This is a genomic window from Bacillus cereus group sp. Bc061 (genome assembly GCF_027715825.1).
Taxonomy (GTDB): domain Bacteria; phylum Bacillota; class Bacilli; order Bacillales; family Bacillaceae_G; genus Bacillus_A; species Bacillus_A paranthracis.
Window position 1 is genome coordinate 292,824 of sequence record NZ_JAQFTZ010000002.1, and the last position, 16,420, is coordinate 309,243.

Sequence of the window (16,420 nt, forward strand, 5' to 3'; positions counted from 1 at the left end):
CGGTTCTATGAAGTCACTTTTCTCACATTATCGATTATGTTGCCTTACTTTTTTATTCAACAATTTTAAAATCGCTCGACGTGTTAAAATCCCCTCAAAATACCCATCTTCATTGACAGCGCAAATAAATGGATGATCAATAGTCATTTCTAATGCTTTTGCAAACGAATCTTCTAACTTAAGAACCGGAATATCTTTCTTCATTACTTGCTCTACTTTCATCTCTTCAAGTCTTTCAAACTCAATGCGTTCTAGCCCTAACATACCGTCTAAAATCATAGCAGTACTAATTAACCCGTGCAATTTGTACATCGGGTCCAAAACAGGTATCGCCGAATATCCAGATTTCACAAGTACGAGTAAAGCATGCTCTAAACCATTCCCTATTTGAACGTGTGCTACTTTTTCTGATGAAATCATTAAATCTTTTACAAAAATTTGTTGAAACTCGTCTTTTGGAATACTAATCATATTACATCCCCCATTTTCCCTTTTTCCTGCTTATAATCACCGGCTCTATTCACATTTTATGACAGCGTTTTCATATTATTATTTTGTCCTTACATTCTTTCAGTAAAAAACAAAATTACACAGCTATTTTAGCATATAACACAAAAAAAAGACTACCATTCCGGTAGCGCTTAATACCCTTTATTTTTTAATCTGTAAAATAACCTTGTGATTTTTTTATATTGCATCACGTCTGTCTTTTTTAAACCATTCTCGATATCTGTAAGTTCCACAGCTAAAATTTCACTCGCATAATTTTGCTGAAATAAAATATCTAGTAACAAACTTTCCTCTTCTTCCGTTAAAACAAAATCCCTTTTCATATACCCCTCTCCTTATACTCACATCGTTACCATTATTATATAAAATTTTCAGCCTATTTAATAGATGTAATATTCAGTTTTTAGTGGAAGAAATATATAAATTGTTTTTATTTCGTATATCGATTCGCATAACTAAACGCCGCATAAGCATCTGGCTTAATTTTTGCAGTTAATCCCATCGCTTGAATTTTCGCTGTCATATCTAGAATAAATTCTTTTGTTAAACCATCATTTCCGATATCTAAGTGAATCTCCATTATAAAACCAGCCCCATCTTGAGCATATGGATGCAATAAATCCCATATTGTTTGTATATGATTTGGAGTAAATAGGCATGCGATTTCTTGACTAAACTGCGTCTCTAAATATATTTTCTCACGTAAAGTTGCTGGCTTATCTTTTACTGATTGATGGTGTAAACACCCCCAGGCTCCTTTTCCAACGCGATGAATATGAATTGCTGTAATAAACCTCGTATCCTTTTGATGTGCTTGTGAGTCTGTCCCAATGGATAAACGATATAAATTTCGCGGATCCTTTTCAATGAAGTTACAAATACGGGTAAAGACCATATCAAAATTTAAATGCCTCTCTGAAACATTATAAAATTTATGTTCACCGGCCACATAGTCACGTCCTTTCAATTAGACAGACTTTTCGTATTCTCATTGTATGGGACAAAAACAAAAATTATAACTCCCTACCCTTTATTCGTTTCAATATTCCGAATTACATAATGGCAAACTTGGCACGTATAAATTACGTTTTGATTCGATTGAGCCGTTAGTACATGAATAATCTCAGCAGAATTGTGACAATTAGGACAAATCACAACTGGTAAACGTTCCATATAACACACCTCCTCACTATTTTCATCCCGCTATTTACTATCCGTCCTCAATTGGTGATGGATAATAAGCTGTATAGGACGAAGAAACCCTACTAATTACACTTTCACTTTATTACCATTGTAGGAAAAATGAAAAATCCTTATACATATATACTAAAAGTAATAGAACTAAAAAAGGTGTTGCCCCATGGCAACACCTTTTTTATATGTATCAAGAAATGATATCGTAAATCTCAATTGCAACCATGTCGATATTATCGAATTGATACACTTGAGGTTTTTCACCTTGTTGATACACTTCTAACTCATACATTTCACTTTTATCGAAAAATTTCACGCTACATTTGCGCTCACCGTTCACTTCAAAATAGCGTTGTGCTACTTCACCGCTTTCAGCTTGTTCTTGTAGACTAACAAGTCGAGTTAAAATTCCTTGGAGTAGAGACATGAAATCTCTCCTTTCTCTGATCTTCCTACCAATAGGTTTTACAGCTATACTCATTCTATCCGTCATAACAGAAAAAATGTTCCACACTCTAGGATAAAGGTTATTGGCCAGAAACTCAACTAAAAATTTGTCGAAATACGAAGGAAAAAACAGAAAGAACATCTTTTCCCTTCTTTATTGCGATTTTTATACTGGAAGAATATAATAAAAAAACAGTAAAAAGGAGGAATTGCAATGAAAAAAATTGAGGTTTACACACAACCTGATTGTCCGCCATGTGTTATTGTGAAAGAATTTTTAAAGCATAATAACGTTGTATACGAAGAGTTTGACGTAAAAAAAGACGCCGCTGCTCGCAATCGTCTTTTATATGACTATGATTCTTATTCAACTCCGACGGTTGTAATTGATGGAGAAGTTGTTGCTGGTTTTCAAATTGAAAAATTACAACAACTTCTGAATATAGAATAGGAATAGGTAAAGACCTATTCCTATTTTTATCCCGATATATTTTGGAAGTATGCATCTGATTGTGGCAAGTTCATATTAAACGGGATATGCCCCTGATTAAAGTTTCACTTTATAATTGTTGTAACCTTTTTATTTCAGTTAAAAGTTCTTGACTTTCATGATATCCAGCCAATTTCCACTTCCCTTGATCTCTTTGCAATGTTACAATTTGATATTGTCCACTTTTCGCCCGCTCATAAACATATAAAATTTTATGCTCTTCATCATATGACATTTTCGTTTCTGAATTAAAAGAAAATGGCGCTTCTTTTGCTGGAAGTAAATATTCACCACTTTGTTTATCACTTCTACTATTTTCATCTGTAAATACTTGAAGGAAATTCTCTGTAAAATATGGTGATAACGTTTCTATCATCTTATTCATCGGCAAACGCTTCCCACGAATTGAAAATTGGCTTTCATAGCCTTTTTGTATCGTTACAAACACTTCTTTCCGATCGACTTTCACTTCCTCTTTTCCTAAAACAGTTGTAACACTATAACCAACTAGAAAGGCAACGCATACAAATAGAACTAACCATATTCCATATTTTCTCATTTTTTCACCTTCCTTTTAAGAAAACTTGTCTTTGTAGTATTCATTGTAACAATGATTATGCAAAGAAAGGGCTGGTTTCGTTCGTAAAATCTTTACAACGATAGACAGCATTTTCGGCACCATTTTCACTATTACCAATTTATGATAAAAACAAACAAAAAATGCACGAATCTCTTCGTGCATTAAAATAAAACATCTTCTTCATATAAATATTCATACGATAAATCTATAAATAAAAAGTTTTCATCATCAATCGGGAAAGAAAATGTTCGTACCATCTCACCGGTTTCAATATCAGCATATAAATCTGAAAGTCTTGCCTTATTCTCAAAACGCATTTTCATAATATTCTCTAGAAAATACGGGCGCCAACTCCAGTTCTTCATATAATACTCAGGCATCACAATCCATTCCCCATCTTTTTTCATAACGTTTCCTGATTGTTGGAAACCATCTTCGTTACAAATAAATATACGAAAACTACATTGTGATACACTTTGGCTAAATTGTAATAACCAATCATTTATATCTTCATTCTTTTTCTGTTTGGCTAAAACATCGCCAATTCGATCACGTAACATTTCTGTTAAGTTATAAATCTTTTGTAGTTTTTTCTTCTCATGTTGAATAAATTGATGACACTCATTACCAAGTCGTTCTTTCAAAACGTTCGTTTCAATAAAATCAGGTAAGCATTCTTTCAAATAATTCCCTTGATAGTACCTACCACCGTTTTTCCATGCATATTGTAATTGATAAAAAGCATCTATTTCTTCATATAACAATGTCGCACCAATTCTTCTAGCAAGTAATGATAAAGAATATAAAATATCTTGATAAGATTGTAAAAGTGCAGTTTGCCTTAAATTTGTTAAATCTACTTTTAAAATATCAGGTGCTAACACGCTAATACGTTCTAAATTACTTGTACCTGTTCCGACTTTATTAATCGAAATTTGAATACCATATGTACGATAATACATAAGCAAATGATTAAATTGCTCTATATCTTCTTTACATTCATGTTCTGTAATCTCTAAAACAATGTTTTTCAAATTTAAACCTTGTTTTTCATACATCAATAAAAGTTGAAGCAAACTTTCATCATCATCGTTCATTAATACGTTAGCATTCCGATGTATAAATAATAATAGTTTTTGATCACTTTCTAAATAACGATTTAAAGCTTTTTCTACTATAATGTTATCCGCTTCTAGTTGAAACTCACTTGGAATAGAGTCATCATGAAAGAAAGAAGCTAAACTTTGTATGCCCTCTTCTGTTTGAATACGCCCTACTACTTCATATCCAATTACAGTATGTTCATCAGCACTAAAAATTGCTTGATAATAAGGAAGGACTTTATCCAAGTTACTCATTACATCTAATGCATCTATCAACGTGCTTCCCTCCCTTTACTTTTCAAAAATTATAACATGATATTTACGGAAAAATAATAAAAAATCCCTTCAGTTTTCCTGAAGGGATTAGAGGGGTAAAATGCTAAGGGGAATTAGCAATTCTACTATGAAGAAAAAAGAGGTCTTAAATATAACGTATATATGACCTCTTGTAAACACTTTTCTTTCATATGTCACAATTCCGTCACATTTAACCGTAAAAAAATGAATGAAACATTCATTTTTTATCCCTTTTAAAATGGATATTGATGCAAATGTTGTCCTCCATCCATTGTCATGCACGTTCCATTTATGTACGCAGCTTCATCTGAACATAAATAATAAGCTAGACCTGCAATTTCTTCTGGCGTACCCAGTCTTCCAAGCGGAACACTTTGTATCGTACGCTTAGCCATTTCTTCTGAAATCCATAATTTATCAGCACCGCCCGTACGTTCAATTGGTCCTGGCGCAATAGCGTTAACTCGGATTCCATATTTACGTCCCCACTCAACAGCGAGTGTTTTCGTCATTGCTAATACTCCAGCCTTCGCTGCAGCCGAATGAATAACTCCCGGACCTGCATCCCACGCATATGTTGCTACCATGTTAATGATATTTCCTTTTATACCTTTTTCAATCCAATATTTTCCGACAGCCTGGCTACAGTAAAATGTACCGTTTAACACAATATTAATAACCGAATTCCAGCCGTTCACGGATAAATCTTCTGCTGGACAAATAAAGTTTCCAGCTGCATTATTTATTAAAATATCAATTCGTCCAAACTTCTCATCAATCTGTTCAATCATTTTCTGAATATCATCCGTATTTCTTACATCCATTTGTACCGGTAATATTTGTCCTGGAAATTGTTCAATTTCCAATTTTGTTTCCTCTAGTTTTTCCTTTGTACGTCCTGTAATAACAACTCGTGCCCCTTCTTTTGCAAAACGAGTCGCCATTCCTTTTCCCATTCCACTCGATCCACCTGTTATAATAACTACTTTTTCTTTCATATATATCCCCTCCAAAAAATGAATACACATTCATTTTATCATTTTATTTAATAGAAATCTTTATATTTTTAAACTTTTCTGATATTTTAACGTAAAGAGATTTCTTTTCATTCGTTTTTTCGTAATCAATACTACTTTTTTATTATTTAAAATATATTTCAAATAAACTGAAAAGGAGGTTTGAGTAACCTGTAAATAGAGCGAACATATATGATATAAGTCAAATAGGTATACTCATATTTTTATGAAGAAAATTACAAGAAGAGATTTTTTAAAAACTGGAATGCGAACTTGTCTATATTCATTTATAACGACTAGCATCGGATACTATTACGCTAAATATATTGAGCCTCATCTACTCTCTTTTACAGAACATACACTGAAATCACAACTCATACCAAAAAGTTTTCATGGTATGAAGATTCTTCAATTCAGCGATTTACATCTCGGATACTATTTCTCTCTCCACCATTTATCTAAAATCGTTTCTAAAATTAATGCTGTAAAACCCGACATTGTTCTTTTTACTGGCGATCTCATTGATAATTATCAAACATATACTGACACTCCTTTCGTTGCATCCATTTTAAAAAATATACAAGCTCCCTTCGGTAAATTTTCTATTTATGGTAACCATGATCATGGCGGATATGGAACGGAGTACTACGAACACATCATGCGTGAATCTGGATTTGAACTATTACTAAATAGCGAAAAGAAAATCCGTCTGCTGGATAATAGTGAGATTTCCATTTTCGGTCTTGATGATATACTATTAGGCAAACCAAAAATAAAGGAGACACTACAGCGCGCTCGGAAAAACACTTATAACATTGTTCTTGTTCACGAACCAGATATTGCACCGCAAATCGCTAACTATCCAGTTAACTTACAGCTTTCTGGTCATAGTCATGGCGGACAAGTACAAATTCCTTTTTTGGGCGCTATTATTACCCCAGCACTTGCTAAAAACTATGTAGAAGGTTTCTATACGATCCAAGATTTAGCTCTCTATGTCAACCGAGGCCTCGGAAGAACTCGTGTCCCCTTCCGATTTATGTCAAAACCTGAAATTACGATTTTCACGCTCCAACATTCGTAATCATTCGCCTATTTTCTTACATATCCTTTCTTGTACGCGCTCATCCACGTTTCATTTACCATATGATAAAAGTGAGTCCAATAAAGGAGGTTTGTTCATGTATCCATATTATCAACCAATCCCAGTCCGTTCAGCACCTATTGGTCCAGTAGGCGACTCACGCTTCTTTCCATTTTTTGGAGTTCCATTTCTAGCTGGTATTGCTGGTGGACTGCTTGGCGGGGCATTAGCTTTCGGTCCTAGACCATATTACCCACCATATCCACCACCTTTTCCACCGCCAGCACCTTACCCTTGTTATGGTGGACCTTGTCAACAGCCATACTATTATTAATGTACCGCAACAATTCTACCAATGTTATTCCCTCTCTTAACCGATTCATAATCCATTAACATGCTTACAATAAAAACTATTCTCTCTACGCATGCTTCTATTTTGAGAACATACAATAAGTAGAGAACAAAGTAAAAACCTCTTTTTAAAAAGAGGTTTTTACTTTGTTCTCATTATTCGGCATCTGTGTTTTGATACGCCATCTTAAATAACTTCACTTGGCTATCAATCTCTTCTGCCCCATTATTAATAACATAATAATAGTCACCGTCTTTATTTTGTTCACGTGTTTTCACATTATCAGCTAAAGTAAGCTGTAAAATCGCCTTAATTCGTGCCTTCATTTCAATATCTAATATCGGGAAAGATATTTCTACACGTTTCTCCATATTTCTTGTCATCCAGTCAGCTGAAGATAAATATATTTTCTCTTCTCCATTATGATGGAAATAATAAATACGGCTATGTTCTAAATATCTCCCGACAACACTAACTACCCGAATATTTTCACTTACATTTGGAATACCAGGTCGTAGGCAGCATGTTCCTCGAACGATGAGCTCTACCTTTACTCCAGCTTGTGATGCTTCATACATTTTTTTAATGAGTGGTTTATCAGTTAACGAATTCATTTTAGCAATGATATATCCATTTCCATATTGCCTATGATAACGAATTTCTTCATCTATTAAATCGATAAATTGCTCTCTTATATCAAATGGCGCAACCGATAAATGATGAAAATGCGGTTTTGTTGTATAACCACTCAAATAATTAAAGAAATTTGTTGCATCGACCCCAAAGTCTTTTCGTGATGTAATATAGCCAAAATCGGTATATAGCTTTGCGGTTGCATCATTATAATTTCCGGTCCCAAGATGTACGAACCTTTCGATTTTTCCGTTTTTTCTTCTTACAACTAGTGTAATTTTACTATGTGTTTTCAAATGACTTACACCGTAAATAACATGACATCCCGCCTGTTCTAATTCTTTAGCCCAATGCACATTATTTTCTTCATCAAATCTTGCCTTTAATTCAACTAATACTGTCACTTGCTTCCCTTTTTCAGCTGCTACCTTTAGCGCCTGAATAATCGGCGAATCCCCACTTACTCGATATAATGTTTGTTTAATTGCAAGTACATTCGGATCGTCTGCCGCATCACGAACAAAATCAACTACTGGCTGAAACGATTCAAACGGATGATGTAATAAAATATCATGCTCAATTGCTTTTTCAAATACATCTTCCGCATCCCCTAAATCTTGAGGTCGTTGTGGAATAAGAGCCGGATATACTAAATGTTCATATAAAGGCGCTAGTTTTTTATATAAAGAAAATAGACATGTTAAATCTAACGGTCCATCCATTATATACACATCTTCATCCTTTACTTCCAACACCTCATATAATAATGCTAATACTCTTTCATCAATATGCTCTTTGCCAACTTCTAAACGTACAGCAGCTCCCCACTTACGCTTTTTTAATTCTTTTTCAATTACCTTTAATAAATCTCTCGCACCTTCTTCGTGAATTGTTAAATCCGCATTGCGTGTAATACGGAAACGAGTAACAGATGATACTTTATATCCTGTAAATAATTTATGAGTAAAACTACTAATTACGTCTTCTAATAAAATAAATTTATGCTTTTGTCCTTCACTCGGTAAAAATATGAAACGTTCCAGTAGTGAAGGAACTTGTACAATTCCTAACTTCGTGCGGTTTTCTTCTTCCACTTGTTTCTCATCATATAAAAGAGTAGCTAAATTTAAACTTTTATTTAATAACATCGGAAATGGACGATATGCATCGATAGCCACAGGTGTTAAGACTGGGAAAATTTGTTCATCAAAATACTCTTCTATAAATTCTCTCTGTTCTTTCGTCAAATCATGGAATGTTAAACGCTCAATCCCCTCTAACTCCAGCGCTGGCAACACATAATTTTTAAACGTACCATACTGTACGGTCATTAATTCATGTGCTTTTATCGCAATTTTATTTAGTTGCTTTTTTGGTGTTAAGCCGGCCTTATTTTCTGGTTGGTTAAAACCAGCACTCACTTGATCCTTCAATCCTGCCACGCGTACCATAAAGAATTCATCTAAATTTGAGCTAAAAATGCTAATAAACTTTAATCTTTCTAAGAGTGGATTCGTTTCATCTTGTGCTTCTTGTAGTACACGTTCATTAAATGCTAACCAACTTAACTCTCGATTGTTGTAATAAGCTGTATCATTTAAATTTACTATATTCCCCTTCGATAATTCCATTCTCTTCACACTTCCCCTTGAAACTTTTTTACTATAATTTAGTTACTTTCATTTTAGCAAATTACAATATTATAAAGTGTAAATTTTTTGTAAAGACATCCGTACAACTCAATGCTTTAATTTAAATAATAAGGTAATATTTGTTTTCAATACTCTTTCTAGCTGTTTCTTCTGCTTTTCAGCTTGCACTTTTTCCGCTAACGCCGATTGTTCACATACAATTTCAAATGTTAATCCTTCTTTACTTTCTGTTATAGATATTGATTCAACAAGCGATCTTTGTCTTATATTTAAAGCTGCTGAAAATTGTAAAACAGCCCCTAAAAGGCGAATTTTCTTTTGTTCATTTTTATCAAACCATCCTTCAAATGGTGACAAATGTTGTTTGAATAACATTTTTGATTTATAAGACGCAATAAGCGCTAATCTTACTCGCTCTTTGTGCATCATACCATCAATTGTTTTATTCGCTAATAAATAAAACGTATGTAAGCGGCTCGCTTCTTCGTCTATATATTTGCCTATATTAAATACTTTCGCTGCTTGATGGAATACTTCCCAGTCTTTTACTGACATAGAAATCAGCCCTGTTTGTTCAAGTTGTTGACAAATCAATCTTCCATGTTTAATAAGCTGCATTACAAATTCCATATCCATTTCATATTCATGTGATAATAAATACAAACTTTCTTCGACCACGTTCGGATAATATGAAATCCCCAAATCTTTTGTCAACTCTTCATAGAAAACACCTTCTCGTAATCCTTTTCTACTTAATACAAATGATGGCGCCTCTATAACATTAACAAGCGTATGAAATACTTCGACTGCTGGAACAATTGTATCTGCTCGATCTTTTGCCAATCCTTCCAATTTTTGAAGTTCTATGAACGACAATGCTTCTAATTCTTCTTTCACATTTTTAATATCTTCTTCTTTCATCTTATATAAATGTACCCCTGCTATAGGATAACAAATTAAATTTTGATGAATTTTCACTAAGTTCCTCGCACTACCACCAATTGCAATAAGAGGCAACTTCTTATCAATTAACCATGGTAATGTTCGAAATTGATATTCTAAGTACGTTCGAATCTTTTCCAACTCTTCTTCAGTAGGTATGTCCTCTTTAATAAACTGCTTTAAAGAAAGTGCTCCAAAAGGAAAGCTATGATACTCTAAAATCTCTCTATTTCGAAAGTATGTAACTTCCGTACTTCCTCCACCAATATCTACCGTAATTCCTTCAGAGAACGAAGTTGAATTCATAACTGCTAAATAGCCGTAACGTGCTTCTTCATATTCTGATAATACTCTAAGAGTAAAGTCTGTTTGTCCTTCAACAAGTTTCTTAATTGATTCTTGATTTTCAGCCTGTCTAATTGTTGCCGTTGCAACACAAAGTACATGGTGCAACTGATGGAATCGTGTACTTTCTTGAAATTGAAATAATGTTTGTAACAATACCTCTATTCCTTCTTCAATCAACACACCATCGACTAAGTAATTCCTTAACCTTGCAACCACTTTCGTATTTTCAATCTCTTTATAAAAACCTCCGTTTTGCTTTTCATAAATAACTAAACGCATTGTATTAGATCCAATATCTATAATGGCATATTGCTGTTTTAATATTTCTTTCAAACTTCTCACTCTTTCATTATCAAATTTCTAAAACACATTCTATTACTATTATACAAAATAGTTGTTTTTTGTAACAATATTGCTTTAATATTGAAAATATATACAATCACTTTTTGCATATAATAAAAATCGCTTTTACTTATGGTATAATAATGAAAAATTGAAAGGAGATTTAATATGAAACCTTCACAACCACAATCTCAATTACAAAACCAACATTCTATTAATCGACTAGCTCAATCTATTTTCGTTGTGAATCGTCATGCTAAAGCTGCAACTAATCCGAAGTATTTATACTGGTTAAAAAAGACAGCTTTAGAACGCTTAATTACTGAAAAAAAAGCTATTAAAGAAGGATTACATTTCTCTAGAAATCCACGTTTTAGCCAACAACAATCTGATGTTCTTATACGTTTAGGTGATTACTTTTTCCATATTCCTCCTACAAAAGAAGATTTTCGAATCCTACCACATCTCGGTCATCTTGAATCCTCCTATCGAAATCCGAAAACAACCTTATCTTTAACAGTAGCAAAAAAAACACTTCAAGATTATATTGGTCCTGAAGCGCTAAAACAAGAAAAGAAATTAAGTGAACCTGTCCCATGGTATAGTCGTACCTATACAAAAAAATAAAACAGTTTGGCCAATTGTAGGCCAAACTGTTTTATTTTTTCTCTTCTTTAATTTTAATATTTGCTTGTTTATAAAAAGCAATTTTTTCTGTATTATAAGACTTCGTAAATTCATTAAACTTGTCTTTTTCTGATTCAATATCTTTATAAGACTGATTTACTACTTTTACTTTTTCACTAATATCTTTTAATTTCGTACCTTTATCTTGTAACATTGTATATAATTCTTTTTCTTGTTTTAACGATTTATTATAGCTATCATACATTTTGTTAAATGAATCATGTCGTTTCTCATATGTGCTTTTCACTTTATCCGCTTGATCTTTCAATTTCTTATCTTCAATTTTCTTCACATATTTATCTGCCGATTTCACTTCTTCTTGTGCCTTATTTAAAGATTCTTTTTCTTTTTTAAGCACTTTTTCTCGTTCATCTGTATTTTTCACTGCTTGGTTTAGTTTTTCCTTAACAGTTTGATTATTATCTTTTCCTTCTTGAACAATCTGGTTATATAATTCTTGTCCCTCTTTCTCTAAAGTTTCAAGTTTTTTTGCATCTTCAAACATTGTTTTTTCTTGCTTTGCAGCATTTTCAAATGCAACATATAATTCCTCTTCTGGTTTCGGCCCGAAACAACCCGCTAGTAAAGTCATTGATAATGCAGTTACAATTGCTAATTTACTATATTTCAACATCTTTTTCCTCCTACTTATATACGATCATCGTGTAAAAAGCTATGAAATTATATAACCTTCTATAAACTCCACACTCGCACCTTTTTCACGAAAATCATTCATATTGTTTATAATGCTTGTACAAATTGTATTACTTGAAATTACATTTTCCGTTTTTGAACTAAATAGCAGTTCCATATCCATCTTTTACTTGGCACTTTTTAAAGCCTATTGATATTATGTATTACACAAAAGTACAACGGAATTCATCACAACCATAATAATTTGAAGAACAACAGTAATCATTCACCTGATAAAAGATGTTCGTTGTTCTCACACGTCTATCATTCTATCATTCCCTTTCCCGCTTTCTATCAAATAATCTCTTCGTTCATTTTACACAGTATAAATGCTATCTTGCAACAACTTACAATTATTCTTGCCATTCCCTAAAAAGGAAAAGTGTAGAGTATACTTTCCTCTACACTTTTAAAATGAAACACATTGTGCAAAATGCATTGACACATCCATCATAATTATATGCCTATTTCATATATTTTTAAAGACTTTTATTACAAAAAAAGTTCTTTTTGTAATAAAAGTCAAAAAAATGTTACAATAAAAACTTCTTCATATCATATTTCTTCAAATCAAAATTTCACTTATTTTTTTACAAATTTCTATGCTGGTACAATTGATTTTGTGCCTTTCTTAACAATTCTTCAAACGTTTTTCCTTCTATAGGATAACTAGCAGCCCCAAATAATAGAGTCATACTTACCAAACCATTTTCTATTTCACTTTCAATATTTTTCATTAATCGGTTTGTTATTGTCGACTTTTCATGTCCGTTATCAATCGCCACAATCACATACTTATTTTCATCCCACTTCGTAACGACATCGCCTTTACGAAGTGTCTTTACAATCGTGCTCTCCAATTTTTGTACTAACACCTCCAATTTTTTTTCTTGCACTGTTTCTTTTAGTCCTTTCCATTCTTTCACAGAAAGAATGTACACTGTAATATTATGAGAATCTCGTTCTGATAAAGCAGCTACTTTCTCAAAAAAATCAACTATAAAATCATTACTTGCCATTCCTCCTACTTCCGTATCCATACGCCCACTCGCTTTTTTATCATACCAATGTCCAAAATAATAGCTGAGTATCATTTGCAATATATAAATAATAAAGACGGTATAAAATGATCGCGAATCCAGTTTTGTAATTACATCCTGAAGCGCAATCCATTCTGTAACTGCCACTGTATTCCCAAGTAATAATCCACTAATTTTCCCTTTATGTTTCATACTTCACCTCCCTTCTATACCAATATATGTTTCTATAACAATTATGTTTTTCTACAAAATAAAAAATGTACATATTGAGTGTACATTTCCGCTTAAGCTTGTCTACCATTTCTATTCTATTTCATATATATGCCATGCATCATTTTAGAAATATGGTGACCTACATGCTACAAAAGAAAAATCTATCAGATATTATACGTTTACTATCGGGGTTTCTGTAGTCGCTAAAATTACTATTTAATTCTTTCGGAGTAAACTTCATTACATACAATCAAATCGACGCTATTGTAAATATGGATCGAACAAAAAAGGGAATCAAAAAGGAACCTTTCATACAGGTTCCTTTTTATCATTGTCGTACAACAACTTCATTTGTTTGCAACGGACCATATGATACTCCGTTATATTGAAATGTATATGTAGCCTGAAATAGTGTGTTTTTGAGTTCTTTATCTTTATTTGCTTTTATTTTACAAATTAATTCTACCTTCTCATTTGGTAATAAATTATCAATTCTCCACCTTACAAGCTGGAACAGAAACTCGCTCATCCCCTTATCAACCTTTAATGAATTTGGAATATAGGCAAAATAATCTCGAATCATATGACTTACTACAACTCGTGAAATCATTTCCATTCCTTTATTTTCAACTTCAATTCGAATAATAAGTATGTCGTTTACATCATAGGTCAGTTCATATGAAAATTTTTCTTTATACATACTACGGATTTGTAATGTAACTGCTACGTTAGGACATTCATTTTCCTTTTTTGAGCCATCAATCCATAATACCGGTTGTAGCGGTATTGAACGCCTTCCTTGATCCGGAATTCGTTTCCATATTTTCATAATAATATTCACCCCATTTCAGATGCATCATATCCATACGACCTTATTCTGCCTCTCTACACAATATTAATAAAGCTCGTTACAAACGATATATAGTTATTACTCTTCCTTTTATCCTATTCGACAAAGTAAAGAAAAAACCATTTTTCATCTGTTAACAGCAGGTATTCTTACTGAAATATTTTTTTACAATTTCCTTCATTGACTTTTTACCAATACTAAGTATTACTCACTCTTTCGCTGTCCATACAACAGAATATTTTGACGGAAGAAAAAGTTTGCCTTTTAGTCAAATTTGACTATAATATTCTTTATGGCTTTGTCAGTGCACTTGTGTAAATTGATTTTTAAAAATATATTTATAATTTTTATGCGCTGCACTCAAAACTTAATATAGTTTACTTATTATTAAAGGAGGGTTATCTTTGGAATCTCAATTATCAAAAAAAGACTCCAGCAAGACAAAATTTGTTGTTGCGGGTTTACTACTTGGTATTTTAATGGCGGCAATGGATAATACAATCGTTGCAACAGCAATGGCAACAATCGTTGGAGACCTAGGAGGATTTGACAAGTTCGTTTGGGTCACGTCTGCATATATGGTAGCAACAATGGCAGGAATGCCTATCTTCGGAAAACTTTCTGATATGTACGGACGGAAACGCTTTTATATTGGTGGCCTTATTCTTTTCTTGTTCGGTTCTGCACTTTGTGGAACAGCATCTAGTATTGAGCAATTAAGTATTTATAGAGCAATTCAAGGAATTGGTGGCGGAGCTCTTATGCCTATCGCCTTCACTATTATGTACGACATATTCCCACCAGAAAAGCGCGGAAAAATGACAGGGCTATTCGGTGCTGTTTTCGGAACATCTAGTGTATTCGGCCCTTTATTAGGTGCTTATATTACAGACTATATAAGTTGGCACTGGGTCTTCTATATTAATATTCCATTAGGACTTATCTCCTTCTTCTTCATTACGAAATATTATAGTGAATCTCTAGAATTTAGAAAACAAAAAATTGATTGGGCTGGCGCTATTACACTTGTTATTAGTATCGTTTGCTTAATGTTCGCATTAGAACTTGGTGGTAAAGAATACGCATGGGATTCCACTGTAATTATCGGCTTATTTACAACAGTTGTTATTATGCTTATTATTTTCTTCTTCGTAGAACGAAAAGCAACCGAGCCTATCATTTCTTTCCATCTATTTAAAAAACCTTTATTCGCAGCTAGCCAAGGTGTTGCCTTTTTCTATGGTGCCGCTTTTATCATCTGTACAGTTTATATCCCAATCTTCGTTCAAGGTGTTCTCGGTGGTTCAGCCTCAAATGCTGGATTAATTTTAACACCTATGATGATTGGCTCTGTAATTGGAAGTCAAACGGGTGGACAGTTAGCTTCTCGAACAAGTTATCGTAACATTATGATGGCATCTGGCGTTTTCTTTGTTCTCGGTATTTATTTACTAAGTACTTTAACAATGGACACACCACGCTTACTCGTAACGCTATTTATGGTTCTCGCTGGACTTGGAGTTGGTTTCTCATTCTCAGTTTTAAGTATGTCTTCGATTCACAAATTAGAAATGAGAGACCGTGGTTCTGCTACATCAACAAACTCATTTTTCCGTTCACTCGGTATGACTCTTGGTGTAACGATTTTCGGTACAATTCAAAATCATATTTTTACAGATAAACTAAACACTCTCTTCCCACCTGAACTAGCAAAATTAGCTCCAAAGGGTGGAGACACAAGTTTCTTATTATCACCAGGTGCTACCGATAAAATACCAACTGAAATATTAACTGGTATTAAAGAAGCTCTAGCTACATCTATTGCCAGTACATTCTTCTGGGCACTGATCCCGGCTGTACTAAGTATTATTTGCATTTTACTTATGGGAAATGAGCGTCTTTTTACAGGACCAAAAACGAAACAAAAACAGAAGAAGGTAAGTTAAT

Annotated in this window: 19 protein-coding genes and 1 pseudogene; 6 read left to right on the forward strand and 14 right to left on the reverse strand. The window is 33.2% G+C overall.

The window, feature by feature from the left end:
• Positions 1–27 precede the first annotated feature (27 nt).
• The 5 genes from cbpB to PDQ40_RS10760 form a co-directional block, all read right to left on the reverse strand.
• The gene (gene cbpB / locus PDQ40_RS10740; RefSeq protein WP_000623568.1) at positions 28–471 is read right to left on the reverse strand and encodes a cyclic-di-AMP-binding protein CbpB; all 444 of its coding nucleotides are present in this window, start codon (positions 469–471) and stop codon (positions 28–30) included.
• A 170-nt stretch (positions 472–641) separates the two neighbouring features.
• A complete protein-coding gene (gene abbA, locus PDQ40_RS10745; protein ID WP_000817428.1) occupies positions 642–833 on the reverse strand; it encodes an antirepressor AbbA in 192 nt (63 codons plus the stop codon).
• A gap of 107 nt (positions 834–940) precedes the next feature.
• On the reverse strand, positions 941–1,459 hold the full coding sequence (locus tag PDQ40_RS10750) for a ribonuclease H-like YkuK family protein (protein WP_000896650.1): 519 nt from the start codon (positions 1,457–1,459) through the stop codon (positions 941–943).
• A gap of 74 nt (positions 1,460–1,533) precedes the next feature.
• A complete protein-coding gene (locus PDQ40_RS10755; RefSeq protein ID WP_000440537.1) occupies positions 1,534–1,683 on the reverse strand; it encodes a hypothetical protein in 150 nt (49 codons plus the stop codon).
• 211 nt (positions 1,684–1,894) lie between these two features.
• Complete coding sequence (locus PDQ40_RS10760; protein WP_000055151.1) at positions 1,895–2,131, reverse strand: YkuJ family protein; 237 nt, start codon at positions 2,129–2,131, stop codon at positions 1,895–1,897.
• Positions 2,132–2,365: 234 nt separating this feature from the next.
• Here PDQ40_RS10760 and PDQ40_RS10765 point away from each other — a divergent pair, with 234 nt between their 5' ends.
• Positions 2,366–2,602 carry a glutaredoxin family protein gene (locus PDQ40_RS10765; protein WP_000717880.1) on the forward strand — a complete coding sequence of 79 codons (237 nt, stop codon included), beginning with the start codon at positions 2,366–2,368 and terminating at the stop codon, positions 2,600–2,602.
• Positions 2,603–2,711: 109 nt separating this feature from the next.
• Here the strand turns inward: PDQ40_RS10765 and PDQ40_RS10770 are convergent, their stop codons facing one another.
• From PDQ40_RS10770 to fadH, 4 genes are all read right to left on the reverse strand, one after another.
• Positions 2,712–3,200: a DUF3993 domain-containing protein gene (locus PDQ40_RS10770; RefSeq protein WP_001233820.1), complete on the reverse strand. Its 489-nt coding sequence runs from the start codon at positions 3,198–3,200 to the stop codon at positions 2,712–2,714.
• A gap of 15 nt (positions 3,201–3,215) precedes the next feature.
• Positions 3,216–3,383, reverse strand: coding sequence for a hypothetical protein (locus tag PDQ40_RS10775; protein WP_001998150.1), 168 nt, complete (start codon positions 3,381–3,383; stop codon positions 3,216–3,218).
• Positions 3,383–4,600 carry an EAL domain-containing protein gene (locus tag PDQ40_RS10780; RefSeq protein ID WP_000564304.1) on the reverse strand — a complete coding sequence of 406 codons (1,218 nt, stop codon included), beginning with the start codon at positions 4,598–4,600 and terminating at the stop codon, positions 3,383–3,385. Before PDQ40_RS10780 ends, PDQ40_RS10775 begins: the two co-directional genes overlap by 1 nt.
• A 254-nt stretch (positions 4,601–4,854) precedes the next feature.
• Entirely contained in the window at positions 4,855–5,619 is a 765-nt protein-coding gene (gene fadH, locus PDQ40_RS10785) for a 2,4-dienoyl-CoA reductase (protein ID WP_000660909.1), read from the reverse strand.
• Positions 5,620–5,863: 244 nt separating this feature from the next.
• Between fadH and PDQ40_RS10790 the strand changes: the two genes are divergently transcribed.
• The gene (locus PDQ40_RS10790) at positions 5,864–6,721 is read left to right on the forward strand and encodes a metallophosphoesterase (RefSeq protein WP_000724508.1); all 858 of its coding nucleotides are present in this window, start codon (positions 5,864–5,866) and stop codon (positions 6,719–6,721) included.
• 97 nt (positions 6,722–6,818) lie between these two features.
• Positions 6,819–7,055 (forward strand): hypothetical protein, encoded by a 237-nt coding sequence (locus tag PDQ40_RS10795; RefSeq protein WP_000283743.1) that lies wholly within the window; start codon positions 6,819–6,821, stop codon positions 7,053–7,055.
• Positions 7,056–7,228: 173 nt separating this feature from the next.
• Here PDQ40_RS10795 and PDQ40_RS10800 read toward each other — a convergent pair whose 3' ends face one another.
• Both PDQ40_RS10800 and PDQ40_RS10805 read right to left on the reverse strand, forming a co-directional pair.
• Positions 7,229–9,337 carry a polyphosphate kinase gene (locus PDQ40_RS10800; RefSeq protein ID WP_000423563.1) on the reverse strand — a complete coding sequence of 703 codons (2,109 nt, stop codon included), beginning with the start codon at positions 9,335–9,337 and terminating at the stop codon, positions 7,229–7,231.
• Positions 9,338–9,445: 108 nt separating this feature from the next.
• The gene (locus PDQ40_RS10805; protein WP_000658861.1) at positions 9,446–10,981 is read right to left on the reverse strand and encodes a Ppx/GppA family phosphatase; all 1,536 of its coding nucleotides are present in this window, start codon (positions 10,979–10,981) and stop codon (positions 9,446–9,448) included.
• Between the two features lie 177 nt (positions 10,982–11,158).
• Here PDQ40_RS10805 and PDQ40_RS10810 point away from each other — a divergent pair, with 177 nt between their 5' ends.
• The gene (locus PDQ40_RS10810) at positions 11,159–11,617 is read left to right on the forward strand and encodes a YkyB family protein (protein WP_000804868.1); all 459 of its coding nucleotides are present in this window, start codon (positions 11,159–11,161) and stop codon (positions 11,615–11,617) included.
• 31 nt (positions 11,618–11,648) lie between these two features.
• Here PDQ40_RS10810 and PDQ40_RS10815 read toward each other — a convergent pair whose 3' ends face one another.
• Together PDQ40_RS10815 and PDQ40_RS10820 are read right to left on the reverse strand one after the other, a co-directional pair.
• Positions 11,649–12,311 carry a YkyA family protein gene (locus tag PDQ40_RS10815; RefSeq protein WP_000922491.1) on the reverse strand — a complete coding sequence of 221 codons (663 nt, stop codon included), beginning with the start codon at positions 12,309–12,311 and terminating at the stop codon, positions 11,649–11,651.
• Positions 12,312–12,960: 649 nt separating this feature from the next.
• Positions 12,961–13,602: a diguanylate cyclase domain-containing protein gene (locus tag PDQ40_RS10820; RefSeq protein ID WP_000680833.1), complete on the reverse strand. Its 642-nt coding sequence runs from the start codon at positions 13,600–13,602 to the stop codon at positions 12,961–12,963.
• Positions 13,603–13,766: 164 nt separating this feature from the next.
• On the opposite strand from PDQ40_RS10820, the pseudogene PDQ40_RS10825 reads away from it, so the two are divergent.
• A pseudogene (locus PDQ40_RS10825) lies at positions 13,767–14,012 on the forward strand (hypothetical protein).
• Here PDQ40_RS10825 and PDQ40_RS10830 read toward each other — a convergent pair.
• Positions 13,952–14,452, reverse strand: coding sequence for a hypothetical protein (locus PDQ40_RS10830; protein ID WP_000708168.1), 501 nt, complete (start codon positions 14,450–14,452; stop codon positions 13,952–13,954). The pseudogene PDQ40_RS10825 and the gene PDQ40_RS10830 sit on opposite strands and share 61 nt — an antisense overlap.
• Positions 14,453–14,877: 425 nt before the next feature.
• On the opposite strand from PDQ40_RS10830, the gene PDQ40_RS10835 reads away from it, so the two are divergent.
• Entirely contained in the window at positions 14,878–16,419 is a 1,542-nt protein-coding gene (locus tag PDQ40_RS10835; protein WP_000445751.1) for an MDR family MFS transporter, read from the forward strand.
• The last annotated feature ends 1 nt before the right edge of the window (position 16,420 follow it).

Bases quoted from the DNA above. Each gene is read 5' to 3' on its own strand.
- cbpB (WP_000623568.1), bottom strand. From the start codon at position 471: ATGATTAGTATTCCAAAAGACGAGTTTCAACAAATTTTTGTAAAAGAT.
- abbA (WP_000817428.1), bottom strand. From the start codon at position 833: ATGAAAAGGGATTTTGTTTTAACGGAAGAAGAGGAAAGTTTGTTACTA.
- PDQ40_RS10755 (WP_000440537.1), bottom strand. From the start codon at position 1,683: ATGGAACGTTTACCAGTTGTGATTTGTCCTAATTGTCACAATTCTGCT.
- PDQ40_RS10760 (WP_000055151.1), bottom strand. From the start codon at position 2,131: ATGTCTCTACTCCAAGGAATTTTAACTCGACTTGTTAGTCTACAAGAA.
- PDQ40_RS10765 (WP_000717880.1), top strand. From the start codon at position 2,366: ATGAAAAAAATTGAGGTTTACACACAACCTGATTGTCCGCCATGTGTT.
- PDQ40_RS10770 (WP_001233820.1), bottom strand. From the start codon at position 3,200: ATGAGAAAATATGGAATATGGTTAGTTCTATTTGTATGCGTTGCCTTT.
- PDQ40_RS10775 (WP_001998150.1), bottom strand. From the start codon at position 3,383: ATGCACGAAGAGATTCGTGCATTTTTTGTTTGTTTTTATCATAAATTG.
- fadH (WP_000660909.1), bottom strand. From the start codon at position 5,619: ATGAAAGAAAAAGTAGTTATTATAACAGGTGGATCGAGTGGAATGGGA.
- PDQ40_RS10790 (WP_000724508.1), top strand. From the start codon at position 5,864: ATGAAGAAAATTACAAGAAGAGATTTTTTAAAAACTGGAATGCGAACT.
- PDQ40_RS10795 (WP_000283743.1), top strand. From the start codon at position 6,819: ATGTATCCATATTATCAACCAATCCCAGTCCGTTCAGCACCTATTGGT.
- PDQ40_RS10800 (WP_000423563.1), bottom strand. From the start codon at position 9,337: ATGGAATTATCGAAGGGGAATATAGTAAATTTAAATGATACAGCTTAT.
- PDQ40_RS10810 (WP_000804868.1), top strand. From the start codon at position 11,159: ATGAAACCTTCACAACCACAATCTCAATTACAAAACCAACATTCTATT.
- PDQ40_RS10815 (WP_000922491.1), bottom strand. From the start codon at position 12,311: ATGTTGAAATATAGTAAATTAGCAATTGTAACTGCATTATCAATGACT.
- PDQ40_RS10820 (WP_000680833.1), bottom strand. From the start codon at position 13,602: ATGAAACATAAAGGGAAAATTAGTGGATTATTACTTGGGAATACAGTG.
- PDQ40_RS10830 (WP_000708168.1), bottom strand. From the start codon at position 14,452: ATGAAAATATGGAAACGAATTCCGGATCAAGGAAGGCGTTCAATACCG.